The organism is Streptosporangium sp. LJ11, from assembly GCF_051918945.1.
Taxonomy (GTDB): Bacteria; Actinomycetota; Actinomycetes; order Streptosporangiales; family Streptosporangiaceae; genus Streptosporangium.
The window spans coordinates 186,924-212,397 of sequence record NZ_JBPXMB010000017.1 but is presented as its reverse complement, the minus strand read 5'-3'; the positions used below and the strand labels follow the sequence as shown (position 1 = coordinate 212,397).

General features: G+C 73.3%; 18 protein-coding genes. 9 read left to right on the top strand and 9 right to left on the bottom strand.

The features are described 5' to 3' along the window. The first annotated feature begins 2 nt into the window (after positions 1-2). Entirely contained in the window at positions 3-2,078 is a 2,076-nt protein-coding gene (pabB, locus tag ACTOQ3_RS25245; RefSeq protein WP_440085820.1) for an aminodeoxychorismate synthase component I, read from the top strand. A 56-nt stretch (positions 2,079-2,134) separates the two neighbouring features. Here the strand turns inward: pabB and ACTOQ3_RS25240 are convergent, their stop codons facing one another. Next, a complete protein-coding gene (locus tag ACTOQ3_RS25240) occupies positions 2,135-2,848 on the bottom strand; it encodes a response regulator transcription factor (RefSeq protein WP_440085819.1) in 714 nt (237 codons plus the stop codon). 551 nt (positions 2,849-3,399) lie between these two features. On the opposite strand from ACTOQ3_RS25240, the gene ACTOQ3_RS25235 reads away from it, so the two are divergent. Continuing rightward, positions 3,400-4,344 carry an ornithine cyclodeaminase family protein gene (locus ACTOQ3_RS25235; protein WP_440085818.1) on the top strand — a complete coding sequence of 315 codons (945 nt, stop codon included), beginning with the start codon at positions 3,400-3,402 and terminating at the stop codon, positions 4,342-4,344. A gap of 119 nt (positions 4,345-4,463) precedes the next feature. Here the strand turns inward: ACTOQ3_RS25235 and ACTOQ3_RS25230 are convergent, their stop codons facing one another. Together ACTOQ3_RS25230 and ACTOQ3_RS25225 are read right to left on the bottom strand one after the other, a co-directional pair. Beyond that, a complete protein-coding gene (locus tag ACTOQ3_RS25230; RefSeq protein WP_440085817.1) occupies positions 4,464-5,879 on the bottom strand; it encodes a hypothetical protein in 1,416 nt (471 codons plus the stop codon). A 242-nt stretch (positions 5,880-6,121) separates the two neighbouring features. Then, positions 6,122-7,459: a hypothetical protein gene (locus ACTOQ3_RS25225; protein ID WP_440085816.1), complete on the bottom strand. Its 1,338-nt coding sequence runs from the start codon at positions 7,457-7,459 to the stop codon at positions 6,122-6,124. 339 nt (positions 7,460-7,798) lie between these two features. Here ACTOQ3_RS25225 and ACTOQ3_RS25220 point away from each other — a divergent pair, with 339 nt between their 5' ends. The 7 genes from ACTOQ3_RS25220 to ACTOQ3_RS25190 all read left to right on the top strand — a co-directional run bounded on the left by ACTOQ3_RS25220 (position 7,799) and on the right by ACTOQ3_RS25190 (position 17,329). Further along, entirely contained in the window at positions 7,799-8,842 is a 1,044-nt protein-coding gene (locus ACTOQ3_RS25220) for a polyprenyl synthetase family protein (protein WP_440085815.1), read from the top strand. A 51-nt stretch (positions 8,843-8,893) separates the two neighbouring features. After that, positions 8,894-9,895 carry a 4-hydroxy-3-methylbut-2-enyl diphosphate reductase gene (gene ispH / locus ACTOQ3_RS25215; RefSeq protein ID WP_440085814.1) on the top strand — a complete coding sequence of 334 codons (1,002 nt, stop codon included), beginning with the start codon at positions 8,894-8,896 and terminating at the stop codon, positions 9,893-9,895. Further along, a complete protein-coding gene (gene dxs / locus ACTOQ3_RS25210; RefSeq protein ID WP_440085813.1) occupies positions 9,892-12,063 on the top strand; it encodes a 1-deoxy-D-xylulose-5-phosphate synthase in 2,172 nt (723 codons plus the stop codon). Before ispH ends, dxs begins: the two co-directional genes overlap by 4 nt. Positions 12,064-12,083: 20 nt before the next feature. Next, positions 12,084-13,268 (top strand): flavodoxin-dependent (E)-4-hydroxy-3-methylbut-2-enyl-diphosphate synthase, encoded by a 1,185-nt coding sequence (ispG, locus tag ACTOQ3_RS25205; protein WP_440085845.1) that lies wholly within the window; start codon positions 12,084-12,086, stop codon positions 13,266-13,268. Continuing rightward, complete coding sequence (locus tag ACTOQ3_RS25200) at positions 13,265-14,875, top strand: prenyltransferase/squalene oxidase repeat-containing protein (RefSeq protein WP_440085812.1); 1,611 nt, start codon at positions 13,265-13,267, stop codon at positions 14,873-14,875. The genes ispG and ACTOQ3_RS25200 overlap by 4 nt, the downstream gene beginning before the upstream one ends. A 151-nt stretch (positions 14,876-15,026) precedes the next feature. Further along, positions 15,027-16,391, top strand: a complete 1,365-nt coding sequence (locus ACTOQ3_RS25195; protein WP_440085811.1) for a cytochrome P450 — start codon at positions 15,027-15,029, stop codon at positions 16,389-16,391. Continuing rightward, positions 16,388-17,329, top strand: coding sequence for a UbiA prenyltransferase family protein (locus ACTOQ3_RS25190; protein ID WP_440085810.1), 942 nt, complete (start codon positions 16,388-16,390; stop codon positions 17,327-17,329). Before ACTOQ3_RS25195 ends, ACTOQ3_RS25190 begins: the two co-directional genes overlap by 4 nt. Positions 17,330-17,338: 9 nt before the next feature. Here the strand turns inward: ACTOQ3_RS25190 and ACTOQ3_RS25185 are convergent, their stop codons facing one another. The 6 genes from ACTOQ3_RS25185 to ACTOQ3_RS25160 form a co-directional block, all read right to left on the bottom strand. After that, a complete protein-coding gene (locus tag ACTOQ3_RS25185; protein ID WP_440085808.1) occupies positions 17,339-18,163 on the bottom strand; it encodes a carbohydrate ABC transporter permease in 825 nt (274 codons plus the stop codon). Beyond that, positions 18,160-19,125 (bottom strand): carbohydrate ABC transporter permease, encoded by a 966-nt coding sequence (locus tag ACTOQ3_RS25180; protein WP_440085807.1) that lies wholly within the window; start codon positions 19,123-19,125, stop codon positions 18,160-18,162. The genes ACTOQ3_RS25185 and ACTOQ3_RS25180 overlap by 4 nt, the downstream gene beginning before the upstream one ends. Positions 19,126-19,384: 259 nt before the next feature. Further along, entirely contained in the window at positions 19,385-20,791 is a 1,407-nt protein-coding gene (locus ACTOQ3_RS25175; RefSeq protein ID WP_440085806.1) for an ABC transporter substrate-binding protein, read from the bottom strand. A gap of 274 nt (positions 20,792-21,065) precedes the next feature. Continuing rightward, entirely contained in the window at positions 21,066-22,997 is a 1,932-nt protein-coding gene (locus tag ACTOQ3_RS25170; protein ID WP_440085804.1) for a substrate-binding domain-containing protein, read from the bottom strand. Between the two features lie 46 nt (positions 22,998-23,043). Then, positions 23,044-24,309: an enolase C-terminal domain-like protein gene (locus ACTOQ3_RS25165; protein ID WP_440085803.1), complete on the bottom strand. Its 1,266-nt coding sequence runs from the start codon at positions 24,307-24,309 to the stop codon at positions 23,044-23,046. Positions 24,310-24,343: 34 nt separating this feature from the next. Next, positions 24,344-25,219, bottom strand: coding sequence for an NAD-dependent epimerase/dehydratase family protein (locus ACTOQ3_RS25160; RefSeq protein WP_440085801.1), 876 nt, complete (start codon positions 25,217-25,219; stop codon positions 24,344-24,346). Between the last annotated feature and the right edge of the window lie 255 nt (positions 25,220-25,474).

Genomic DNA, 25,474 nt, shown 5'->3' with positions numbered 1-25,474 from the left:
TGGTGCGCACGCTGCTCGTCGACAACTACGACTCCTACACCTACAACCTGTTCCAGCTGGTCGCGGAGACCTACGGCGTGGAACCGGTCGTGATGAGCAATGACGACGAGGCCTGGCACGACCTGCCCCTGCACCGGTTCGACGCGCTGATCATCTCCCCCGGTCCCGGCCGGCCCCAGGTGGAGCGGGACGTCGGTGTCTCCCTCGACCTCATCCGCGCCTCCGGCCTGCCCGTACTGGGCGTGTGCCTGGGACACCAGGCGCTGGGCTGGCTGTCCGGCGCCGACGTGGTGCCGGCGCCCGCGCCGATCCACGGGCACGTCGAGCGGATCCGGCACTGCGGGCGGGACCTCTTCCGTGGTCTGCCGCAGAACTTCCATGCGGTCCGCTACCACTCGCTCTGCGTGGCCACCCCGCCACCCGACGAGCTGGAGATCACGGCGTGGACGGGCGACTCGGTCGTGATGGGCCTGCGGCACCGCACGATGCCGTGGTGGGGTGTGCAGTTCCATCCCGAGTCGATCTCCACCGAGCACGGCCCCGCGCTGCTGCGCAACTTCCGCGACCTCGCCCTGGCGGCGGGGCCGGTGCCCGGTGCGGTGCCGCCCGTCGCGCACGTCCCCTCGTGGTCGCTGGAGACGGAGCGGATCGACGGCGCCGCCGACGCCGAGGCGGTGTTCACCGGCCTCTTCCGTTCCCAGCGGTACGCCTACTGGCTGGACAGCAGCCGCGTCGAGCCCGGCGGGGCGCGTTTCTCCTTCCTCGGCGACGCGGGCGGCCCGCACGGTGAGGTGCTCTCCTGCCGTCCCGGCGCGGGCAGCGTGCGGATCCAGGACGCCTCGGGTGCGGGCATGGCGATCCATGTCCCGATCTTCGACCTGCTCGACGAGCGGGTGGCCGCCCGCGCGATGGAACCGGACCCGGCGCTCCCTTTCGACCTGGACGGCGGCTACGTCGGCTACTTCGGCTACGAGCTCAAGCGCGAGTGCGGGGCGCGGGCCGAACACCTGTCGTCGATGCCCGACGCGGTCTGGATGTCGGCGACGCGGTTCGTCGCGATCGACCACGAGACGCGCCAGACGTGGGCGGTGGCGCTCACCGACGGCGGCTCCGGCAGCCGCAAGCAGGCCAGGCGCTGGGTCGAGGAGACGGCCGCGGCGTGCCGGGGGATGGTCTCCGGGCGTGACGTCCCGGTGGTGGAGGTGGAGGGGGAGGAGTTCAATCCCGAGCCCTGGCTGGTGCGGCCCCGCGAGCGCTACCTGGCCGACATCGAGGAGTGCCTGCGGCTGCTGCGCGCCGGGGAGAGTTACGAGATCTGCCTCACCAACACCGTCGAGATCCCCTTCCACGGGTCGGCCGAGGATCTCTACCTGCGCCAGCGGCGGCTGAACCCGGCGCCGTACGCGGCCTATCTGCGGCTGGAGGAGGACCACGTCCTGTGCTCCTCCCCCGAGCGCTTCCTCAAGGTCGGCAGGGACGGGATCGCGGAGTCCAAACCGATCAAGGGCACCGCGCCGCGCGACCCCGAGCCGCGCCACGACGACGAGCTGAGGAGGGAGCTCGCGTCGTCCGGCAAGACCCGCGCGGAGAACCTCATGATCGTCGATCTGCTCCGCAACGACCTCGGCCGGATCTGCGACGTCGGCACGATCGACGTGCCGCGCTTCATGGCCGTGGAGTCCTACGCCACCGTCCACCAGCTCGTCTCCACCGTCCGCGGGCACCTGCAGGACGGTGTGAGCGCCGTGCGGGCCGCGCGCAGTTGCTTTCCCGGCGGGTCGATGACCGGCGCGCCCAAGCTGCGCACGATGGAGATCATCGACAGGCTCGAGGGCCGCGCGCGCGGCGTCTACTCCGGCACGATCGGGTTCTTCGGTCTCAGCGGCACCGCGGACCTCAACATCGTGATCCGGACCGCGGTCGCCAGGCCGGGCGGGCTGACGGTCGGCGCGGGCGGGGCGATCGTCCTCGACTCCGACCCGGCCGAGGAGTACGAGGAGATGCTGCTCAAGGCCCGCGCCCCGCTGCGGGGCCTCGGCGGGCTGTCCGGCGCGCCCGCCCCCCGACGTCTCGCCTGAGACGGCCCCGAGACCGAGCCGGCGGCCCGGCTCGGTCCAACGGCGTCTAACGGCGTCTAACGGCCGGGTTCGGGGAGCAGCCCGCGGTTGAGCGCCACCGCGGTGGCGAGCGTCCGGTTGGAGCAGTTGAGCTTGGCGAGGATGTTGGCGACGTGCCGCTTGGCCCCGTGCTCGGAGATGCCGAGGCGGCGGGCGATCTGCTTGTTGCTGAGCCCCTCCGCCATCAGGGCGAGGGCCTGCTGTTCGCGCGAGCTCAGCGGCGAGTCGACGGGGTCGCTCTCCGGGCAGGGATCGTCGTCGGGGACGGGCGTCCCCTCGAGGTCCTCCTCGTCGCGGATGCGGGACAGGAGCCGCCGGGCCAGCGGGCCGGGCATCGGCATGAGGCCGCTGCCGAGGTCCGACAGGGCACTCCTGAGCGAGGTGTGGGTCAGATCCGTCTCCAGCAGCAGGCCGTCGACCGGCAGGGCCGCGGCCTCCGCGAGCGAGGCGTCGCACACGCCGCGCAGGACCAGCAGGACGTGCGCGTCGTGCTCGGCCGCGACCGTGGCCAGCTTCTCGGTCGCGTGCGCCTTGCCGGACGGGGCGAGCAGCAGGACGTCCGGCCTCTCTGACTGCAGCAGCTCGAGAGCGCGGTCGAGGTCGCCCGCCTCGTACGTTCTCTCCACCGTGTCAACGGTCGCGAGCATGGTGCACAGCCCGCAGCGGAGCACCTCACTGCCCATGGCGACCAGAACGGCCCGGCCTAAAGGATCGAGTCGTTGTGAGCTCATGTTCATCCCGCCATCGCGTCGGACAACCGCAGTTCCACTACTTCAAGAGGGCTCCAATACCCCGAAAAACGGGGTATCCACCTGTATTTCAAGAAAGTTCGTTATAGAAGATCCACAGCCATCCTGACGGAGGAATTTCCGGCCGGCCGCCGAGCGGACCCCCTCCCGGTCGCGGCCGGTCAGGTGACTCTCGATCGCCCGCGGGCAACGTGCCCGCGCCTTCGGTGCCGCCCCCGGGGGCCGCCTCCGTACCGGCTCCCCGCCGGCTCCTTCCACCGGACCGTTTATCGCTTTCCTGCCGCTCCGCAAATTACTCAGACCGCTCGGATCGCGCGGATCCCCTATTACCTGACTACCTCGCTTTCCCCATTTCTTCAACGTCGGAAATGTCCGTTTATGTGCGTCTTCGCAGATCACGGGGCCATTTCGGCGCGTCATGTTTCACAACTTAGGTTACCCTTGCCTAATCAGATTTCCTGGTCTACCGTCGGAACCGGACTCCGGAACCGCACAGCCCTGATGATCACCGTGACGCGGAGGCGGCGAACCACGTGAGAATCCTGACCCGGAGCGACCTGGCCAGAATCGAGCTCGTCCCCTCCGAGGTGGTCTCGGTCGTGGAGGAGTCGTACCGGGCCCTGGCCTCCGGGCTGTCGGTCAATCCGAGCAGGCTGACGGCCAGGCCACCCGACGGGCACTCGGTGGGCCACACCCTCGTGGGGCGCGACGGCACTCGCGAGGTCGTCGCCTTCGAGACCTCCTACCGGTTCTACCCGCGGCGCGAGCGCCAGTACACGACCCTGTCGCTGTACGACGACGAGAGCGGGCTCCCCGTCGCGCTGATGGACTGCGCCAGGATCGGGACCATGCGGGCCCCGGCGGTGTCCGCGCTCATCGCCCGCGAGTGCGCCGCCCCCGGCAGCCGCAGCGCCCTGGTGATCGGTACGGGCGTCCAGGGGCGGCAGGCCCTGCCCTACCTGATGGCCACCATGCCCGGCCTGGAACGGCTCATGGTCTACGGCACCCACCCCGACGGGCTGCGCGCGGTGCGGGAGGCCGTGCCCGGCGAGGAGGTGGAGATCGTCGAGGATCTGCGGGCCGCGGCCGGCGAGGCCGACGTGGTGCTCGCCGCCGCCGGGCCCAAGACCCCCGCGGCGATCGAGGCCGGCTGGCTGCGGCCTGGGGCGCTGTGCGTGCTGGTCGGGTACGGGCTGGCCTCCTCGACCCTGCACCGGGCCGACCGGGTGCTCGCCACCAGCGCCGCCCGGATGGCGGTCACCGGCACCGACCTCGCCGACGCGCGTGGCAGGCTCCGCCCGGTGGACGTCGAACTACCCGAGGTGCTCGCCGGATCCGCCGGGGCGCGGCTCGACGCCGGCGAGCGGATCTTCGCGTACAACAGCGGGCTCGCCGTCACCGACATCGCGCTCGGCCACCACCTCGCCCAGAAGGCCACGGCGCGCGAGCTGGGGCAGGTGATCGACCTGTGGCGTTGAGGACGCCGGCCTCTCGCGCGCCCGAGGTGCCGTCCGGCCGCGCGCCCGCGTCACCCCGCCCCGGGCGGGGATCCCCTCCCGTGTCCGCCCCACGCCCTCCGGCCCGCCCCGCGCCGGGGTCACACCGTCTCGCGCTCCCGCTCCCCGCCGGTGACGACCTCGCCGGTGACGACCTCGCTGGTGACGACCTCGCTGGTGACCCGGCGGTCGACGACGTTCAGGGGGCCGAGGCCTGACAGGACCGTGAGGATCTCGTCCACCAGCCCGGGGGGAGCGGACCTCGCGCCGGTGAGGGCGACGGTGCCGGCCTCCCGCAGCAGGTTCGGGCAGAGGTCGGCGACGCCGGTGACGACCCGCGAGAGGACGCCGGAGTCACCGGCGAGCCCGATGACGTGACGGGCGTCGGGACAGTCGGGTCCCGCGGCGACCAGCAGGAGGTCCCCGGCGGCGGCGACGGCGGCGACGGCGGTCGCCCGGTCGGAGGCGTGGTAGCAGAAGTCGTCGGGGTCGGGGCCGCGCAGGCCGGGGAAACGGGCGCGCAGGGCCGCGACGACGGGGCGGGCGCGCTCGACGGGGATGCCGGGCTGGATGAGGTAGGAGACCGCCATGGGGTCGGCGGGCCGCAGCCGCGCCACGTCGGCCGCCGTCTCCACCAGAACGGTCGTCTCCGGGGCCTGGCCGAGGATGCCCGGGACGACGGCGTCCCCGGGCCTGCCGATCACGACGGTGAGGTCACCGCGCTCGGTGAACCGCGCCACCTCGGCGTGGGCGGCGGACACCAGGGGGCAGGTGGCGTCGACGACGGCCAGCCCCCTGGCCGCGGCCTCGGCCCGCAAGGCCCGCGGCACACCGTGGGCGGGGAGGACGACGACGGCGTGCTCGGGGAGCGTGTCGAGGCCGGTGACCGTACCGACGCCCGCGCGGGCCAGTTCCCCCGCGTGGTGGGGGACGTCGGTGACGGGACCGTAGGCGAACACGGGCCCGCCCCCGCCCCGGGTGACGCCCAGGGCGGTCTCCAGGGCACCTCGGGCGCCGGGGCAGACCGGCCGGGTGCCGGCCAGCAGCACGCGGCGGCTGCGCATGACGTCACCCCATCGCCGTATCTCCTGACCGGCCGCCTCCACCGCGGCGCGGTCATCGGGGTGGGCGGCGGCCGCGAGCCCGGTGGCGCGGCCGTGACGGTCGATACAGGAGACGGCGAACAGGTGGCCGCCGGGGAAGGTGTCGTCGGCCCGCCCGGTCACCGGCGCGTACCGCGGGCCGTCCCGCCGGGTGCCCGAACGGGGCTCCGGGTCAGTGCCCGCAAGGATGTCCGGAAAGATGTCCCGCCGGCCGCCCTGGCGGGTCTCCGGACGGGCGGTCAGCGGCGCGTAGCGCACGCGCAGCCCCCTGCGGGTGAGTGCCGCCCCCAGGACCGGCGCGGCGGGACACTCGACGGATCCCCTGTCGGGATGGTCGAAGACGGGAGCGATGACCACTTCCCCGCCGGCGACGCCCTGGCAGGCGAAACGCTCCTGGATCTTACTCCTGTTCATATCTTCGTCCCCGATCGTCAAGGAAACCGATCCCACGGCGGCGGATTCGGAGCGGGTTTCCGAGACCCGCCAGATCTCGTTTCCCTGCCCGCAAATGGATACACGGCCCGGCACACGAAAATATCGGGGCAATCGCCGGCCGCACCTTTTTTATGACAATACTTTATAGGTGATTAGGGCCGCCGATCCGGCGGACATCCCTTCGTCACCGCGAGCCGGGCCCGGCCCGTCGGATGGTTCTCTCAAATGGCCATGGCCCGCTGCAGCACCGCCCTGGCGAGGGCGTTGCGCTGGTAGGGGCGCAGCCGCGCCTTGAGCGTGGACAGGGCGGCGCGGGTCCGCCCGCTGCGAAGGTGGGGATAGTCGTCGAGGAAGGCGTGCCAGGTGAGCGCGGCCTGTTCCAGGTGCCCCTGGTCGAGGTGCAGCGCGGCCAGGGTCGCGGAGGTGAGCGCGCGGGCGCGGCGCTCGGTGGCCGGCCGGTGCCGTATGGAGGCGGCCAGGGCCTCGGCGGCGGCGGGCCTGTCGTCCAGCGCGGTCAGCACCGCGGCGTGCTGGTGGGCGAGGGACGCCTGGTGGTAGGCGCCCACCGTGTCGGCGGGGGCGCCCGTCGTGGCGACGGCGCGGTCGAGGTGGTGCTCGGCCGCCCGGAGGTGGCGGAGGGCGGCGCGCCGGCCGCCCTCCGCCGCCGCCGCGGCGACGGCGGCCTGTCCCCGCAGGAAGGCGTGGGTGCCCGGCTCGATCGCCGCGGGGGCGCTGGTCAGGGCCGCCTCGGCCAGGTCGAGAGCCTGGCCGTGGTGTCCCAGGGTGTGGGCCTGCACCGACAGCGCCCGCAGGGTGACCGCGTACCCGGCCGCGTCGCCGTTCTCGGCGGCGAGTTTCAGCGCCGCCCGGTAGTAGCTCTGGGCGACCCCGTGGAGTTGTTCGTCGAAGCACATGAAGCCGCACAGGTACGTCAGTTCGGTGGCGACCGACAGCATCCTGCGGCGCGTCCCGGGGCTCATCCGGGCCCGCAGCCACGGCACGACGTCCACGGCGAGGTATCCCGACAGCGCCCGCCGCGCCTGTCCGCCGCCGAAGGCCGTGTCCGTCTGCGAGAACACCTGGGCCATCGCCTCCGCCGCCTCCACCTGCGGTGTTCCCACCTCCGGCGCCCGCCTGCGGCCCGAGCCCGCGGTGGCCGCCGCCGCGGCGGCTTCGGCCCAGCCGGGCACGGACAGCGCGGCCAGGCTGTAGACGCAGTCCTCCAGCATCCGCCGCCTGCCCAGGCACAACCCGGTGTGCAGCTCCACCAGCCGGGCCACGGGATCCTCGTTCCGCCAGTCCTCTCCCGCGGCCCCCGGGGCGTCGCGGGGGGCCCGGCCCGGGTCCGCCAGGCCGACCGCGGCGATCTCCAGCGGGCGTCCGAGACGGCGCGACAGCGCCTCGGCCACCAGATGCGGCACGGGCGGGCGCGGGCGCATGCCCGCCAGCCAGTGGGCGACCGCCGCCCGCCCGTAGCGCAGCGCCACTCCCGCCTCGGCGCCGAGCCCGTTGACCTCGTCGGCCAGCTGCTGCCCGGTCCACCGGGCCTCTGTCAGCAACGCCCGTAATCGGACGTTGGGTCGGTGTCCTGTGCCCATCCGTTTTCTCTCACCGGACTCGTCGGCGATATTCCTCCTTCCCCTGTTTTTTCAAATTTAAATTTCACCTATCGGCGGTCCTCGCCTTTATCACGAAGGCGGTGATCGTGTCACGGACGGCTCCATGAAACACCTTCCGCAAATGAAACCGATCGCCCGGCGCCAGGGGGTTCCGGGATATGGCGGCGGCGGTCGTACTGGAAGTGGGGGAAGCGGACCGCTTTCTTCCCGGCGCACGGCGGCGCGACCCCTTTCGCGGCCGCCCGGCACCAAGGAGAACCGGAAGAGAGGTGAAGTGTGGTGACGACAGCACCGGTGCTCGGCTCCCTCGCCGGCACCGCGCGATCGGCGGGCCGGGTCCTGACCGCCGCACGGGAGCTGGTCGAGCCGGCCCACCGTGCCGCGGTGGACCGGCTGCCGCAGGAGATCCGCCACGTCGCCGGCTACCACGTGGGCTGGTGGGACGCCGACGGCCGCCCCTGCGACAGCGGCGGCAAGTCGGTCAGGCCGGCGCTGGTGCTCGCGTCGGCGTGGGCCATCGGCGGCGAGAACCCGCGGGTCTCCGAGATGGCGATCCCCGCGGCGGTCGCGGTGGAGCTGGTCCACGACTTCTCGCTGCTGCACGACGACATCATGGACGGCGACCTCACCCGAAGGCACCGGCCGGCCGCGTGGACCGTCTTCGGGACCGGCGAGGCCATCCTGGTCGGGGACGTACTGCTGGCGCTCTCCCTGGACCTGCTCGCCACCAGCCCCGGCCTGCGGGTGATGACCGGCTCGCTGCTGCGGCTGTGCTCGGGGCAGAGCGCCGACCTGGCGTTCGAGACGCGGACCGACGTCACCCTTTCCCAGTGCGTTCAGATGGCGATGGGCAAGACCGGGGCGCTGCTGGGCTGCGCCTGCGAGCTCGGCGCGCTGGCCGGCGGCGCCGATCACGCCCGCGCCCGGCTGTTCGGGCAGTTCGGGCGCCACCTCGGCCTGGCCTTCCAGCTGGCGGACGACCTCCTGGGGATCTGGGGAGATCCCGAGGTCACCGGCAAGCCCGTCTTCTCCGACCTGGCCAACCGCAAGAAGTCCCTGCCGGTGGTCGCCGCCCTCACGTCGGGCACCGCCGCGGGCGAGCGGCTGGCCTCGCTCTACCACCGCGACAGCGAACTGGACGAGCGGGACCTGGCCCGCGCCGCCGACCTGGTCGAGGCCGCCGGCGCCCGCGCCTGGGCCCGGCGGGAGGCCGAGGCCAACCTCGGTGCCGCGCTGGACTGCCTGCGCGAGGCCGGCCCCGCCCCCGGCCCGGCCGAGGACCTTCGCCTCCTGGCCCACATGATCACTCAGCGGGACCACTGACGCGCCCATCTCCCGGGCTCGGACCCGGGTTCTCCACGCTGGAGGTATTCGATGACGACACGGACCACAGGCGACCTGTCCGCGGGCCCGCCCTCACCGGCGGGCGAACCCGGCGGCGAGGAGGCGCGAAAGGTGCTGCTGGCCTCCCCCCGGTCGCTGTGCGCGGGTGTCGAGCGGGCGATCGAGACCGTGGAACGTGTGCTGGCCGACCGAGGCGCCCCTGTCTACGTGCGCAAGCAGATCGTGCACAACGTCCACGTGGTCGACGACCTGCGGCGGCGCGGCGCGGTCTTCGTCGAGGAACTCGACGAGGTCCCGCCGGGGGCGACGGTGGTGTTCTCCGCCCACGGCGTCTCACCGGCCGTACGGGAGCAGGCCGCCGCCAGGGGGCTGCGGGTGATCGACGCGACCTGCCCGCTGGTCACCAAGGTGCACGTCGAGGCGCGCCGCTTCGCCGCCCGCGGCGACACCGTCGTGCTGATCGGGCACGCCGGGCACGAGGAGGTGGAGGGCACCATGGGCGAGGCGCCGGAGCGGACCGTGCTGGTCCAGACCCCGGCCGAGGCCGCCGCGCTGGAGGTCGAGGACCCCGGCCGGGTGTCCTACCTGACCCAGACCACCCTGGCCGTCGACGAGACCGACGAGGTGGTCGAGGCGCTACGCGCCCGCTTCCCCGCGCTGTCCGGACCGGGCAGCGACGACATCTGCTACGCCACGACCAACAGGCAGCGGGCGGTCTCCGAGGTCGCCGCCGGCGCCGACCTGGTACTCGTCATCGGCTCCGCCAACTCCTCGAACTCGGTGCGGCTGGTCGAACTCGCCCGCCGCCGGGGCGTCGCGGCGCACCTGATCGACGACGTCGGCGACATCAGGCCCGAATGGCTCCGCGACGCCCGCGCCATCGGCGTGAGCGCGGGCGCCTCGGCCCCGCACCACCTGGTGGAGGAGGTCGTCGCCTTCCTGCGCGAGCTGGGGCCGATCCAGGTCACCGAGCACCGCCACACCATCGAGACCGTCCGTTTCGCCGCTCCGAAGGAAGTACGCACGCCATGAGCGCTGACACCGCCGCAACCGGCTTCCACGCCGCCGCGGTCACCGTCCCCGACCCCCCCGTGCCCCCGCGGGCCGGTGCCGCCCCCGGTGGCACGGCGGCCGTGGACGGCCTGCTGGAACGGATCGAGGATCCCGGTGACCTGCGGCGCCTGCCGTCCGCCCGGCTGCCCGCGCTGGCCGGTGAGATCCGCCGTTTCCTGGTGGACAAGGTCAGCGCGACGGGCGGCCACCTGGGCTCCAACCTGGGGGCGGTGGAGCTGAGCATCGCGCTGCACCGGGTCTTCGCCTCCCCCCAGGACACGATCGTGTTCGACACCGGCCACCAGGCCTACGTTCACAAGATCCTCACCGGCCGCCGGGACGACTTCGACGGGCTGCGCCAGCCGGAGGGCCTGTCGGGGTATCCGAGCCGGGCCGAGTCGGTCCACGACGTCGTCGAGAACTCGCACGCCTCGACCGCCCTGTCCTACGCCGACGGGCTGGCGAAAGCCGTCCGGCTCAGCGGCCGCGCCGACCGGCACGTGGTGGCGGTGATCGGGGACGGCGCGCTGACCGGGGGGCTCGCGCTCGAGGCGGTCAACAACCTGGGCGCCGCGCCGGGGCTGCCGGTCATCGTCGTGATCAACGACAACGGCCGCTCCTACGCCAGGACCGTCGGCGGGCTCGCCGCCCACCTCGCCGCCCTGCGCCGCTCCCGCCCCGGCCTCCCGGACCCGGAGTCGCGCGGCGGCGAGGAATCCCGCCGTACCCCCCGGAAGGCCGGGGACACCGGGGAGACCGGGGACATCGGGGAGGACCGGGAGACCCCGCGGCCGGCCGGGACCAACGTCTTCGAGGCCCTGGGATTCTCCTACCTCGGCCCCGTCGACGGCCACGACATCGAGGCCCTGGAGGGAGCACTGCTGCGGGCCCGCGCCCTGGGCCGTCCCGTGGTGGTGCACGCGGTCACGGTCAAGGGGAAGGGGTACGGTCCCGCGGAGGACGACGAGGCCGACCGGATGCACGGCATCGGGGTGCTGGACCCGGCCACCGGCCGCCCGCCGGCCACAGCCGCCGCGACGCCGCCCTCGTGGACGTCGGTGTTCGCCAAGGAGATCACCGCGATAGGCGCCGAGCGACCGGCCGTGATCGCGATCACGGCGGCGATGCCCGGCCCGACCGGGCTGGCGGCGTTCGCGGCCAGGTTCCCCGACCGCTTCGTGGACGTCGGCATCGCCGAGCAGCACGCGGTCACCTGCGCCGCCGGGCTCGCCATGAACGGCATGCACCCCGTCGTGGCGATGTACGCGACCTTCTGCAACCGGGCCTTCGACCAGGCGCTGATGGACGTCGCCCTGCACCGGCTGCCCGTCACGCTGGTCCTGGACCGGGCGGGGATAACCGGCCCCGACGGGCCGAGCCACCACGGCATGTGGGACCTGGTGCTGCTCGGGATGATCCCGGGGCTGCGGATCGCCGCGCCCCGCGACGCGACCCGGTTGCGCGAGGCGCTCCACGAGGCCGTCGGCTTCGACGGCGGGCCGACCGCGATCCGCTATCCGAAGGCCAGTGTCGGCCCCGACATCGTGGCGCTGCGGCGGCTCGGCGGGGCCGGCGGGATCGACGTGCTGGCGGAGAACGGCGACCGCGTGCTGCTCGTGGCCGTCGGCTCGCTGGCGGGCCCGTGCGTGGCGGCCGCCGCGCAGCTGCGCCACCACGGCGTCGGCGCCACCGTCGTGGACCCGCGGTGGGTGGACCCGGTCCATCCGGCGCTGGTGGAGCTGGCCGCCTCGCACGACCTCGTGGTCACCGTCGAGGACGGCCTGCGCACCGGCGGCGTCGGCGCGGCGGTCGCCACCGCGTGCGCCGACGCCGACCTGGACACGCCGGTCCGCGCCCTCGGCCTGCCGAGAGAGTTCATCGGGCACGGCGACCGCGCCCACCTGCTGGCCGCCGCCGGCCTGGACCACGGCTCCATCACCGCCTCGGTGCTCCGCGCCGTCCACGCCCCCACCCGCCCCGCCGCCGCCGGGCCGGGCGTGGTGGGCGGCGGTGACGGCGCGGCCTCCCAGCCGAAGTCACCGTCAAGGTCACAGGCCATGCCACAGGCCATGCCACAGCCCGCGTCACAGCCTGCGTCGAAGCCGAAGTCCCAGCGGAGGTCACAGCCGATCGGAGGCCGCCGATGAGCGCTCCCGTACTCGTGGGCATGCCCGGCGTCGGCGCCCCCGCCGAGGCTCCGCCGGCGCCCGCCCCGGCGGAGCCCGCCGTCCTGGCGCCGCGCCGGGCCACCCGCCGCCTGCGGGTGGGCGACGTCGAGGTGGGCGGGGACGCCCCGGTGTCGGTGCAGTCGATGACCACCACCGTCACCGCCGACGTCGGCGCGACGCTCCAGCAGATCGCCGAGCTGACCGCCGCGGGCTGCCAGATCGTCCGCGTCGCCGTCCCCTCCCAGGACGACGCCGACGCGCTGCCGGCCATCGCCAGGCAGTCCACCATCCCGGTGGTCGCCGACATCCACTTCCAGCCCAAGTACGTCTTCAGCGCCATCGACGCGGGATGCGCCGCGGTGCGGGTCAACCCCGGCAACATCAGGGCGTTCGACGACAAGGTCCGTGAGATCGCCCGCGCCGCCTCCGATGCGGGCATCCCGATCAGGATCGGGGTGAACGCCGGGTCGCTCGACGGGCGGCTGCTGGCCAAGTACGGCAGGGCCACCCCCGAGGCGCTCGTCGAGTCCGCCCTGTGGGAGTGCTCGCTGTTCGAGGAGCACGGCTTCGGCGACATCAAGATCTCCGTCAAGCACCACGACCCGCTCACGATGGTCGCCGCGTACCGGCTGCTGGCCGCTTCCTGCGACTATCCGCTGCACCTCGGCGTCACCGAGGCGGGTCCCGCCCTCCAGGGCACCGTCAAGTCCGCCGTCGCCTTCGGCGTCCTGCTCGCCGAGGGCATCGGGGACACCGTCCGCGTCTCCCTGTCGGCCCCTCCGGTGGAAGAGGTCAAGGCGGGGATCCAGATCCTGCAGTCCCTCGGCCTGCGGCCCCGGCGGCTGGAGATCGTCTCCTGCCCGTCCTGCGGCCGCGCCCAGGTCGACGTGTACCGGCTCACCGAACGGGTCGCCGCCGCCTTCGACGGCTTCCCCCTCCCCCTGCGGGTGGCCGTCATGGGCTGCGTGGTCAACGGCCCCGGCGAGGCCCGTGAGGCCGACCTCGGCGTGGCGAGCGGCAACGGCAAGGGCCAGATCTTCGTACGCGGCGCCGTCGTCGCCACCGTCCCCGAGTCGCGGATCGTGGAGGCCCTCCTGGAGGAGGCGATGCGCCTGGCCGAGGAGGCCGGACAGGACGAGACGGGCGACGGCCCGGAGCACACCACCCCCGGGAGGAACGGATGAGCACCACCGGCACGATACCCACCGTCGACGCCGCCCCTCGCGCCCTGCTCGCCGAGACGGCCATGGATCCGATGGGCCAGGTCACCGCGTCGGTCTACGAGACCGCCCGGCTGGTGGCCTCGGCGCCGTGGCTGGCGGGCCACCGGCAGCGGATCGAGTTCCTCGTCCGTGGCCAGAACCCGGACGGAACCTGGGGAGGGCCCGGCGCGTACGTGCTCGTCCCCACCCTCAGCGCGGTGGAGGCCCTGCTCACCGTGATGGGCGCGGATCCGCCCGGCGGGCCGCCCGCCCGGCTCGACGGCGGCGTCGTGACCGCGACGCGGCGCGGCCTGGACGCGCTGTTCGCCCGGCTCGGCCCCGGGGCCGGGGAGAGCGCCCTGCCCGACACCATCGGCGCGGAGTTCCTCATCCCCTGGCTGGTCGGCGAGGTCAACCGGCATCTGGACGCGCCGGCGGAACATCCCCTCACCGGGCTGGACGCCTGGCGGGGATCGGGCCGCCTGGTCACGCCCGACGGGTGGAGCTCGGCGCCCCTCGATCTGCTGCGCCATGTCGCCGAGCGGGGCGAGGCGCTGCCCGCGAAGGTCTGGCACTCGCTGGAGGCGCTGGGACCGGCCGCCGTCCGGGCCTCGCAGGTGCGGGTCGTCGGCGGGGCCGTGGGGTGCTCACCGGCCGCCACCGCGGCCTGGCTGGGATCCAAGGACGACGGCGAGCCGGTCTCGGACCGGCGTTCCGCGGTCCTCTACCTGCGCGCCGTGCAGGCCAGGCACGGCGGCCCCGTCCCCGGCGTGACGCCGATCGACGTCTTCGAGCGGGCCTGGGTGCTCGCGGCGCTGGCCGAGGCCTTCCCCTCCCTGACGCCGCCGCCCGAGCTGGGCGACAGCCTGGAGGCCGTCCTCGGCGACCTCGGGGCGCCCGCGGGCGCGGGGCTGCCCCCCGACTCCGACGACACCGCCGGGGTGCTCCACGCCCTGAGGCTCATCGGCCGCCCGCGCTCCACCGAATGCCTGTGGACCTACGAGAGCGACACCTACTTCCGCTGCTTCGCGGGCGAGCGCACCCCCTCCACCAGCACCAACGCCCACATCCTGACGGCCTTCGGAGACCAGGTCGGCGACGGCGCCACCCCACCGGGACAGGCCCGCATCCGGCAGGCGATCACCAAGATCTCCCACTGGCTGTGCGGGGAGCAACGCCCCGACGGCAGCTGGATCGACAAGTGGCACGCCTCCCCCTACTACGCCACCGTGTGCTGCGTCTCGGCACTCGCGCGGCACGGCGACGCCATGTGCGCCCCGGCGCTGCGCGCGGCCGTGGGATGGGTGCTCGACACCCAGCGGCCCGACGGGTCGTGGGGGCTGTGGTCCGGGACGTGCGAGGAGACGGCGTACGCCATGCAGACCCTGCTGAGGGCCTCGCGCCACGACGACGCGGTGAGCCGCGCGGTGCTGCGCGGCGACGCCTTCCTGGCCGGGCGCGGCGACCACCGGGAGCACCCGCCCCTGTGGCACGACAAGGACCTCTACGCCCCCGTCGCGGTCGTGCGGGCCGAGGCGATGGCCGCACGGGCCCTGGCCCGCACCCGCTTCCCCGGGGAGTGGCGATGAGCGCCGTGCCCGTTTCCCGGAGAACGGCTTCCCGGAGAACGACTTGCCGGAAAACGGCGGTGAGCCCCGCGGCGCCCCTTCGGGGAACGGCGACGGGCCCCGCCGGGATCGGCGGTCCCGGCACCTCGCCGGCCGGTCCGGAGGTGGCGCCGTGAGCCTGAACAAGTACCGTTTCGCCCTGCGCACCCGGTCGTTCCTGGACGCCCACGCCGCGGACCGCACCGGCATGGTCGAGCTCAGCCCGGCACCGGACCGGCAGCTGCTGGTATGGAACCCGGAGGCGGTCGGGGAGATCTTCCGCTCCGAGCAGCGGATGGTCCTGGAGGGCAGCGACACGCTGGGACCGCTGGTCGGGGAGCACTCCATGCTGTTCGCCAACGGGCAGCGGCACGCGGCGTACCGCAAGGTGGTCGGCACGGCGCTGCGCGGGCGCCGGCTGGCCGCCTACCGCGGCGTCATCGCCGAGGCGACCGACGCCGCCCTCGGCTCGCTGGCCCCGGGCACGACGTTCTCCCTGCCCGAGTGGACCCGCGCGCTGACCCTCCGGATCATCGGCAGGATCGTCCTCGGCCACGCCGAGGACGAGACGCTCGGCCCGTTCACGAAGTGGGTGGAGTACACGCTCGGATCACGGGCCCGCACCCTGGCCTACCGGCACCTGCGCGGCCTCGGCCCCCTGCCCTCGCCGTGGCGGACCTTCCAGCGGGACAGGGCCGAGATCGTCGGCGACCTCCTGCGGGCCTCGCGGGCCGGGGGATCCCGGCAGGGGCGCGAGCCCGGTGGAAAGGCCGCGGAAAGGACCGGCGAACCGCCGACGATCGCCGGCCTGCTGACCTCGGGGGAGGAACCCCTCGGCCCGATGGGCGACGAGGAACTCTCCGACCAGCTGATCTCCCTGCTGTTCGCGGGCCACGAGACGACCGCGTCCGCGATCGCCTGGACCCTGTTCTGGCTGCACCGCGACGAGCGCGTCCGCCACGACGTGCTGGCGGAGCTGGAGGCGACGACCGACGACGGCTCCACCACCGAGGCCGTGCCCCTGCTGAACGCGGTGTGCCAGGAGGCGCTGCGGATCTCCCCTCCCGCCACGGTCGCCGGCAACCGGATGCTCACCTCGGACTGGCGGCTGCTCGACCGGCCCGAGCCCGCGGGCACCCGCCTCACGCCGTGCATCGCCCTCGCCCACCGCAGCCCCGAGATCTACCCGGATCCGGGGCGCTTCGACCCCGGGCGGTTCCTGGGCGCCCCCCGGCACGCCCAGGAGTACCTTCCCTTCGGCGGCGGGACCCGCCGCTGCCTCGGCGCGAACCTGGCCATGCTGGAGATGCGGATGGTCGTCGCGGCGGTGCTGCGCCGGCACGACCTGCGCTGCCTCAATCCCGAAGCCGCCGTGCCGCACCTGCGCGGGCCCGCCATGGGACCGGGACCGCTCAGGATGGCGGTCGGCGGCTGCCCCATGCGGGCGGGACGGCCGCGCCCCGCGCCACCGGCCGGTGAGGGCGAGGTGCGGGCATGACCGGGACGACCACGCCGGTCCGGCCGATGACCCGGGGACGGGCGGCGCTCCGCATCCACCGGCTCGAATATCCCTTCCCCGCCGTGTACGCCTGCCACGTGCTGTGGGGCGCCTGCTTCGCGATGACCTCCCCCGGACAGTTGCTCGCCGTTCCGGTGCTGGTCACGCTGCTGGCCAACCTGCTCGGCATCATCTCGCAGAACCCGCTGAACGCGGCGCTGGACGTCCGCGCGGACACCAGCACGGAGGGCAAGGGCGGCATCGCCGACGCGACGCGACTGCTCGGCCCGCGCGCCGCCTTCCGGTGGGCCGCCGCGGAGATGGCCCTCGCGCTGGGGCTGTCGGCGGCGGTCTCGGTGTGGCTCGCCCGCCCCGCCGTGGTGATCGGCGTGGCGCTGGCGATCGTCCTGCACCTGCTCTACAACCTCGAGCCCGTCCGGTTGAAGAGCAGGGGCTACGCCAACCCGGCCTACTTCGGCCTGACCTTCGCCCTGCTGCCCTGCGTGTCGACGTACTCGGCGATCCGCCCGGACATCCCGGTGCCGGTCTGGCTGGTGTTCGCCGGTCTGGCGGTGCTGCTCTTCGGGCGCTCGCTGTGGTGGTCGATCCCCGACCGGACCGGGGACGCCATCGCGGGCGACCGCCCGCCGGCCGTGCGGCACGGCGCCCGCGTCGCGCTGCTGGTGGCCTGCGCGGGTACGGCGACGGCGCTGGCACTGATCGGCTGGGGACTGCTCTGGCTCTACGGACCCGCCTGGGCGCTGCTGGGCGTCGCCGCCTGCGGCGCCTTCCTCGTCGACAAGCTGGGCCTGCTGCGTGGCATCTCCGACGAGAACCTTCCCAACGAGACGTCGATGCGAAGGCGCAGCCTGTCGCTGGTCCTCGCGGCCGACCTGCTGCTGGTGGTGATCCCCGTCATCCTCGTCGTCGCCCGATGAGCACCTCCCTCACCCCTTGACCGCGCCCACGAGCCCGTTGACGAAGTAGCGCTGCAGAAGGAGGAAGAGCGCGATGACCGGGATGACGATGATCAACGACGCGGCCATCACCTCGTTGTAGTGCGGCACGTCGCCCGACAGCAGGGTCTCCAGGCCGAGCGGCAGGGTGTAGAGGGAGGGGTCGTTGAGGGACACCCGCGTGAGGACGTACTCGTTCCAGGTCGGCACCGCGGTCAGCACGGCGACCGTGATGAGGGTGGGACGGGCGAGCGGCAGGTAGACCGACCAGAAGATCCGGAACTCCCGCGCCCCGTCCGCGCGGGCGGCCTCGCGCAGCTCCTTGGGGATCCCGCTGAAGCCGTTGGTGAGCAGCAGCACCGTCAGCGGGGCGGTGCCGTTGACGAACGGCAGGACCAGGCCCAGGTGCGAGCCCAGGATGCCGAGGTTCTTCTCCAGGATCACCACGGGGAGCAGCACCGTGATGCCCGGCACGAACAGCAGCGAGACGAAGAACCAGAACAGCACCTTCCTGCCGGGGAAGTCCAGCACCGCGAAGGCGTAGGAGGCGAGGCTGTAGACCACCAGCACGCCGGCGACGGTCATCGCGGTGACCTGGAGGCTGTTGAGGAAGTAGTCGAAGAAGTTCAGGCGGCTCCACGTGTCCACCAGGGTGTCCAGGGTGGGGTTCGCGGGGATGAGGTTGCCGCCCCGCAGGATCTCCTCCCTGGTCTTGAAGGCTCCCGACAGCATCCACAGGAACGGGTACAAACTGATGAGCGCGTACGCCACCAGGGCGGTGCGGGCGACGGTCCGCACGATGCGCGACCCGATCATCGAATCCTCCTGAGCAGCCGCGCGTTGACCAGGGTCAGCAGCAGGGCACCGGCGAAGAGCAGCCAGCCCAGCGCGCTGGCCATCCCCAGGGTCTGGGCGAGGCCCTTCATGAACGAGAGCCGGTAGACCTGCAGGCCGAGCACGTCGGTGTGCCCGCCGGGCCCGCCGTTCGTGACGATCAGGAAGATCTGGAAGCCGTGCAGCGCGTCCCGCACGCCGAGCAGCACGATGGCCGCGGTGAGGGGCGTCAGCAGCGGCCAGACGATCCGGCGCATCACCTGGCGCGGCGCGGCCCCGTCGATCTGGGCCGCCTCGATCACGTTGGGGTCGATGGCCTGCAGCCCGCTGAGGTAGAGCAGGGTGGCGACGGGGACGCTCGACCAGACCAGCACCAGGATCAGCGTGGGAAGCGCGGTGTCCGGATTGCCGAGGAAGCCCTGTGGCTGCGACAGGCCGCCCAGGCCGGCCGACCGCAGGAGCACGTTGATCGCCCCGTCGGGCTCCAGCACGTAGCGCCAGGCGTAGTAGACCGCGATGCCGGTGGTGACGTAGGGCAGGAAGTACACCGAGCGGAGCACCCCGCGCAGCCGCCGGACGGAGTTCAGCGCGACCGCGAGCGGGAGCGAGACGGCCACCGTGAGCGCCGGGACGGCCACCATGACCTGGAAGGTGTTCCAGGCCGCCCGGCGCAGCTCGGGGGCGAGCGCCGGGTCGGCGTACAGCAGGTCGAGGTAGTTCTGGAGGCCGACCCACTTCCACTCGGGGGTGAACCCGTTCCACTTGGCGAAGCTCAGCGCGAAGCCGGTGCCGATCGTGTAGACGCCCATCAGCAGGAACAGCGCCACCGCGGGCAGGACGAAGGCCCACCCGGTCAGCCACCGCCCCCAGCGGCTCCGGGCGCGCCCGCGGCCGGGCGACTCCACGGGGAGCCGCCCGGCACGATCCTCAATGAGGGTGCTCACCAGACATCCAGGGCGAATGCCCTGTTCTTCAGTGCGGGAACGGAGAGCTTCCCGTTTTTCCTCTCATCGCGTGGGCGCGGCTCGGTAGGGTCGGGACGTTCCGCGATAGCCAAGTGGGACATGTTTCTCCAAACGCGGCAGGGCGTGCCGTGTCTGCGCGGGGAGGCTTCGGGGTTGCCCGGGCCGCTGAACCGCGAACCGACAGACCTGGCTGGAAGACCGGGTGCTGGAATCCTCGGCTTTCGAGCCGGGGAGGACGTCAATTGGTGGACTTCCACATGGAGCCCATGATCTTGTCCATCTCCGGCCCTGCCTGCTGCGGGGTGACCTCCTTGAGCGGCGTCAGCCTGACCATCAGGTTCCCGGGCTTGACCTGGTCGTAGTCGGAGGGGAAGAAGGTGGTGTCGCCGGCCTCGTAGGTGGCCTCCGGGGCGCCGGTGAAGTACTTCTGCAGCGACGCGAGGTCGGGCCCGAGCAGGGTCTCGGCCTCCGTGCCGAGGTCGGTCGCCGGCAGGTCGAGCGAGGTCTTGGCGACGATGCCCGCTCCCTTGGGCGAGGTCACGAAGTCCAGCCACTTGACCGCCGCCTCCCGGTTCTTGCTGGTGGCGGTGACGCCGAGGGAGGTGAGCGCCAGGGGCGCCATCACGATCTCCTTGTTGAGCCCTTCCGAGGACGGCGGGATCGGGAAGGCGAGCACCTTGTCGGGGGTCATCCCGTTCTGCGCGAGGAACGCCAGGGTGAAGGTGCCGCCGATGTTGAAGGCGGACTTGCCCTGCGCGAAGGCGACGTCCGCCTCGTCGATGCCGAGCGACGTCGTCCCGGGCATCCAGTACGGGGTGAGCTTGCCGTACAGCTCCAGCGTCTTGATCCCGTCGGGCGAGCCGAAGCCCTGCGTGGTGCCCTTGGCGAACAGCGCCTGGAACCTCTCCTTGCCCAGGTAGGAGTGGGCCAGCGGCTGGTAGGCCCAGTTGAAGCCGGTCTGGGTGACCTTCAGCCCCAGGGAGAGGCCGCCCTGCTTGGGGTCCTCGTCCGTGGTCGCCTTGAGCGCGGCGAGGAAGTCCTCCCACGTCTTCGGCGGCGTGTCCGGGTCGAGTCCGGCGGCCTTCAGCTTCTCCTTGTTGGCGTAGACGATGCCGAACGCGCCGGCCGTGAACGGCACGCTGAACAGGGTGCCCGCCTTGACCTGCTTGAACGGCGAGTCGTTGGCCGCGAGGTCGATCCTCTTCTGGGTCATCAGCCCGGCCTCGCGGGTGGTCGGCAGAAGCCGCTGCTTCCAGGTGTCGGAGACGTCGGCGGTCAGGTCGACCAGGAGGCCCGAGGAGCCCATCTCAAGGTCCTCGCCGCCCGCGTGCATCTCCAGCACGTCCGGCAGGTCGCCGGTCTGCGCGGAGCTCTGCACCTTGCTGACGAACACGTCGTCGGGGGTGATCGCCTCGATGGTGACGGCGATGCCCGTCTCGGTCTTGAACTGCTCGGCGGCCTTGGCCAGGGCGTCGGCGTGGGTCCGCTTGAACGTCCACATCTTCAGCGTCTGGCCGGCGGCCGCCTGCCCGCCGCCCTGGTCACCACTCTGGCCACCGCTCTGCCCCCCGCCCGCGCAGGCGGCCGCGGTGAGACCCACCGCGAGCGCCAGACCGGCGGCGAGAACCCGCTTGCCTGCCTTCATGTCGCTTCCTTCCCCACTGCTGCGGTGCGTGCGGCACGGTCCGCACATGACGGTCCGGTGCTCCCGCGTCTGGCGGGCTCCGGCACCCGGCGGGCGCGGTCAGGTGATCGGTGTGGGCCGGTTGGCATCGGCATCGTCACTTCCTCGGGGGGTCGCGGAGGATGAGTCCGGGCTCTCGCCCGTGCCCCGGGGGGATCCGGATCACGAGGCGACATCCGCGCAAATCGTTAAGATTGGTTCCGAAACTTACACGCAACACAGCGCGTGTCAAGGGTCACGCCGACCGGCGGCGGACCAGCCTGGCCGGGATGACCGTCTCGGCGGAGGGCTGTGCGGTCCCGCCCCGCAGCCGTTCCAGCAGGCGGCGGGCACACGCCTGGCCGATCTCCCTGGCCGGGTTGGCCATGGTGGTCAGTCCCGGCGAGACGAGGCTCGCCGCCTCGATGTCGTCGAACCCCATGACGGCCAGGTCCGCGGGAACGCGCAGCCCCCGCTCCTCGGCCGTGTCGAGCGCGCCGATGGCCATGATGTCGTTGGCGCACAGCACGGCGTCCGGAGGTTCGGGCAGGTCGAGCAGGCGGGCGGTGCCCGAGGACCCGCCCGCCCGGCTGAAGTGCGTGTGCGCCACGAGGCGGGGGTCGGCGTCCGCGCCGGCGGCCAGCAGCGCGGAACGGTAGCCCGCGACGCGCTCGGCCGCGGGTCCCTCCGCGTGCGGGCCGCAGACGAAGCCGATCCTGCGGTAGCCGCGTTCCAGCAGGTAGCGGGTGGCCTCGGCGGCCCCGCCCTCGTCGTCGCTGTGCACGACGTCGACACCGGCCTGGACCAGGCGGCCCCCGAGCCGCACGACGGGGATGCCCGCCCCGATGACGGGCAGCAGGTCCTCGGCGTGCGTGTGGAAGACAGCGAAGGCGAGGCCGTCCACCTGACGGGCGATCATCTGCTCGATGGCGGCGCGCTCCAGCTCCCGGTCGCCGTCGGTGTTGCTGATGATCTCGTCGTAGCCCGCCGGTCTCAGCACGTCCTGGAGCCCGCGCGCCAGCGCCGGGTAGAAGGGGTTGGTGATGTCCGGGATGATCAGCCCGATCGTCTGGCTCCTGCTCGTGCGCAGCCCGCGGGCGAGGACGTTGGGCCGGTATCCCAGCTGGTCGATCGCGGCCAGCACGCGCCGCCGCGTCTCGTCGGCCACCGGGCGGCGCCCGTTCAGCGCGTGCGACACCGTGGTCGCGCTCACCCCCGCGAGCTGCGCCACCCTGGTGATGCTGGGACGGTCACCGCGGACCGGCCCGCGGACGTCCCGGCCCGCGGCGCCGGCCTCCCCGCCTCCGGCCCGAGCACGTCCCTCCGCCCCCTGACCTTCCCGCGCCTCCCGTGCCTGCCGCGCTCCCTGCGCGGGCTCGTCCGCCGGGGGCCGCGCGGCCCCGGCGGGCGGGACCTCCCGCGGGCCGCCACGCGCGGGGTCCCGCGGGTCACGGTCCGGCGAGTCAGGGTCGAGCGGGCCCTGGTCCGGCAGGTCACGGCCCGACAGGTCACGACCGAGCAGGTCGCGGCCGGACGGGTCGCGGGAGAGGAGGTCGAGTGCCGCGTCCAGCTCGCGGCGCCCGAGGTCGGCGGCGTCCTCGAAGGCGGCACCGGCGGCGATCCTGAGCAGGGTGGACTCCCAGACCTCGCGGACGGCGGCCAGGACGAGCGCGGCCACGACCCCGGCCCCGAGGCCTCCTCCCGCGCCGGGGCCTCCCGTGCCGGACTCGATCGCCTCGCGCAGCGCGTGCTCCTGTCCCGCGAACATCTCCCGGGAGTACGACCGCAGCGCCGGGCTGTCCCGGTAGATCCGCGCGTGGACGGCGACCGTCCCGGCGTCATCCGCGCCGGTCGCGTCCTCCCCGGCACCGGCCGCCGAGGTCCTGGCCATGACGCGGCGGATCGCGTCGACGGGCCGCTCCCCCGCCGCGCGCTCCCGCAGGGCCAGCTCGGGAGCGGGCCACCCGAGCGGATCCGCCTCGAAGAAGATCTGCTCCTTGACCGGGAAGTGGTTGAAGACCGTCTTGGTCGAGACGTCGGCCACCGCCGCTATCTCGGCCACCGTCACGGTCTCGAAGCCGCGCTCGGCGAACAGGCGGCGCGCCGTGCCCGCGATGGCGCGCCGCGTCTCCCCTTTCCTCCGCTCACGCCGCGTGGGGGGTCGCTCCTCGGAGGGTGCCGGGACCATGGGCAGATCTTACATCGACACACTCCTTACACCCACTATAAGTTTCTCAGGGCGGCTCGATGCCGCCGTCGGGCCGGCGCACCCGGGCCGACCAGCGCTCGTGGAGGTGCTCCAGCGGCGGATACTTCGCCGCCAGTGCCTCGTCCAAGTCGATCCCCCAGCCGGGCGCGTCGTTCGGGTAGAGGTATCCGTTGACGGGGCCGATCGTGCCGGGGAAGACCTCGTGGACGGCCTCGGGATAGAGGTGCCCCTCCTGGATCTGGAAGGCGGGGGTGGTCACGTCGAGCGCCACGTTGGCGGCGGCGCCCACCGGCGAGACGTCCGCGGGCGAGTGCCAGGCGGTGCCCACGCCGGTCAGCTCGCAGAGCGCGACCAGCTTGCGCGCGGGGGTGAGCCCGCCCACCGACGAAACGTGCAGCCGCAGCAGGTCGACGCCGCCCTCGCGGACGATCCTGGCCGCGTCGGCGACGGAGCTGAGCTGCTCGCCCGCCGCGATGGGCATCGGGGCGGCCTCGCGGACCTCGGGCAGGCGGTCGTAGAACTCCGGCGCTATCGGATCCTCCAGGAAGAAGAGCCGGTACGGTTCGAGCGCCCGCGCGAGGGCGATCGCCTGCTTGGGAGTGAGCCGGGAGTGCACGTCGTGCATCAGGCCCGGCTCCTCCCCCAGCTCCCGGCGGGCGCGCTCGAACAGCTTCGGGGTGTCGCGCAGGTAGCGCTGCACGTCCCACCCGTCGGGGTACGGGGAGCCGGGGTAGCCGCCCGGCGAGCCCGGCGAGCCGTAGTGGCCGAGCCCGGGCGCGCCCGCCTGGAGCCGCACGTGGCGGTACCCGGACGCCAGGATCGCCTGGGCCTCCTCGATCGTCTCCTCCACGGTGGCCGCGCCCGCGTGCAGGTAGGTGTCGGCCGCGGCGCGCACCCGGCCGCCGAGGAGCTCGTACACGGGCATGCCCGCGCGCTTGCCCGCGATGTCCCAGAGCGCCTGGTCCACCCCTGACAGGGCGCTGTTCAGGACCGGGCCGCCCCTCCAGTAGGAGGAGAAGTGCACCATCCTGGTGATGTCCTCGATGTCGGCGGGGTGGCGGCCGACCAGAAGGGGGCCGACGTGGTGCTCCACCGCGGCGGCCACGGCGTGGAAGCGCTGGGTGAAGGTCGCGCAGCCCAGGCCGTACAGGCCGGGGTCGCTGGTGTCGACCCGGACCACCACGAGGGGCACGCCCTCGGGGGCGGTGACGATCGGCCGCACCCCCGTGACGCGGAGGGCGTCCCTGGCGGGCCAGGGTGCCTGGGTCTCGGGCATGGGAAGGGATGTCACGCGGCCTCCGCGGCGTTCGGTACGGGAAGGGCGGTCACGCGGTCTCCGCCGTGTCCGGCACCGGGAAGGGGTACCGGACGGTGAGGCCGAGCAGGCGCCGGGCCTCCCCCAGGTCGACGGGGACGGCCCTGCCCGGCAGCGGGGCCCGCCGCTCGACCCCGGGGTGAAAGCGGTCGAGCAGTTCCTCGGTGGGCTGCGGGGCCAGCGTGTCCTCGGCCGTCACGAAGATCGCGCGGTAGCCCTCGATCGGCCGGGTGAGCGCCTGCCAGGTGGCGAGGGCGGCGTCCCTGCCGTCGAGGTAGGTCCACAGCTCGGCGGCGCCGGAGCCGGGGTCCTCCGCGTACTCCCGCGCACGCTTGTCGAGCTTGTCGCCCGGCCCGCCGAGCAGGGGGAAGCGCAGCGCGACGACCGTCATGCCGTAGCGGCGCGCCATCATCGCCGCGGTCGCCTCGTCGGCCTGCTTCGACAGCCCGTACGGGTCCTCGACCTGCAGGGGCAGCGCCTCGTCGATCGGAAGGTAGGCCGGGTGCAGCGGGCGCGAGGCCCAGGGGAGGCCGAGCACGGAGTAACTGCTCGCGATGGCGGCCCGCCGCACCCCCGCCCGGCCCGCCTCCTCCAGGACCACGAAGGTCGCCCGGGTGTTGCCGCAGAAGACCTCCTCGGGCGTGCCGAGGACCGGGGCCGGGATCGCGGCGAAGTGCGCGACGGCGTCCACGCCGTCGAGCGCGTCGCGCACCGTCGCCGGGTCTCCCACGTCCCCGACGACCACCCGGCCCGCCACCGGCCCGCCCGGTTCGCGGAGGTCGAGGGCGGTGACGGCCACGCCCCGGTGCGCGAGCAGGTCGAGCATGAGCCGCCCCAGCCTGCCCGCGGCCCCGGTCACCAGGACCCGCCCGGGAACCTCACTCATGCGTCACCACCTGCGGTCGGGAAAGACGCGCTGGTTTCGCAAATCGATTTGTACATATGGAGTCAGCTTGCTACCCCGCCATTGCCGTGTCAATAGCGGTGCGCCCCGGGCGCGTCCGAAGCACGCCCGGGCCGACGTCACCCGCTCCTGGTGTCCGTCGGTCACGACGTCCACCCGGTGCGACAGCCGGGCTCCGACCTGTCCGCCGTCGCCCGGCAAGCTGAAAACCGGATCGACCAACGGACCGTCCCGAGA

Bases quoted from the DNA above. Each gene is read 5' to 3' on its own strand.
- ACTOQ3_RS25230 (WP_440085817.1), bottom strand. From the start codon at position 5,879: ATGAACAGGAGTAAGATCCAGGAGCGTTTCGCCTGCCAGGGCGTCGCC.
- ACTOQ3_RS25190 (WP_440085810.1), top strand. From the start codon at position 16,388: ATGACCGGGACGACCACGCCGGTCCGGCCGATGACCCGGGGACGGGCG.
- ACTOQ3_RS25185 (WP_440085808.1), bottom strand. From the start codon at position 18,163: ATGATCGGGTCGCGCATCGTGCGGACCGTCGCCCGCACCGCCCTGGTG.
- ACTOQ3_RS25200 (WP_440085812.1), top strand. From the start codon at position 13,265: ATGAGCACCACCGGCACGATACCCACCGTCGACGCCGCCCCTCGCGCC.
- ACTOQ3_RS25240 (WP_440085819.1), bottom strand. From the start codon at position 2,848: ATGAGCTCACAACGACTCGATCCTTTAGGCCGGGCCGTTCTGGTCGCC.
- ispH (WP_440085814.1), top strand. From the start codon at position 8,894: ATGACGACACGGACCACAGGCGACCTGTCCGCGGGCCCGCCCTCACCG.
- ACTOQ3_RS25175 (WP_440085806.1), bottom strand. From the start codon at position 20,791: ATGAAGGCAGGCAAGCGGGTTCTCGCCGCCGGTCTGGCGCTCGCGGTG.
- ispG (WP_440085845.1), top strand. From the start codon at position 12,084: ATGCCCGGCGTCGGCGCCCCCGCCGAGGCTCCGCCGGCGCCCGCCCCG.
- ACTOQ3_RS25160 (WP_440085801.1), bottom strand. From the start codon at position 25,219: ATGAGTGAGGTTCCCGGGCGGGTCCTGGTGACCGGGGCCGCGGGCAGG.
- dxs (WP_440085813.1), top strand. From the start codon at position 9,892: ATGAGCGCTGACACCGCCGCAACCGGCTTCCACGCCGCCGCGGTCACC.
- ACTOQ3_RS25170 (WP_440085804.1), bottom strand. From the start codon at position 22,997: ATGGTCCCGGCACCCTCCGAGGAGCGACCCCCCACGCGGCGTGAGCGG.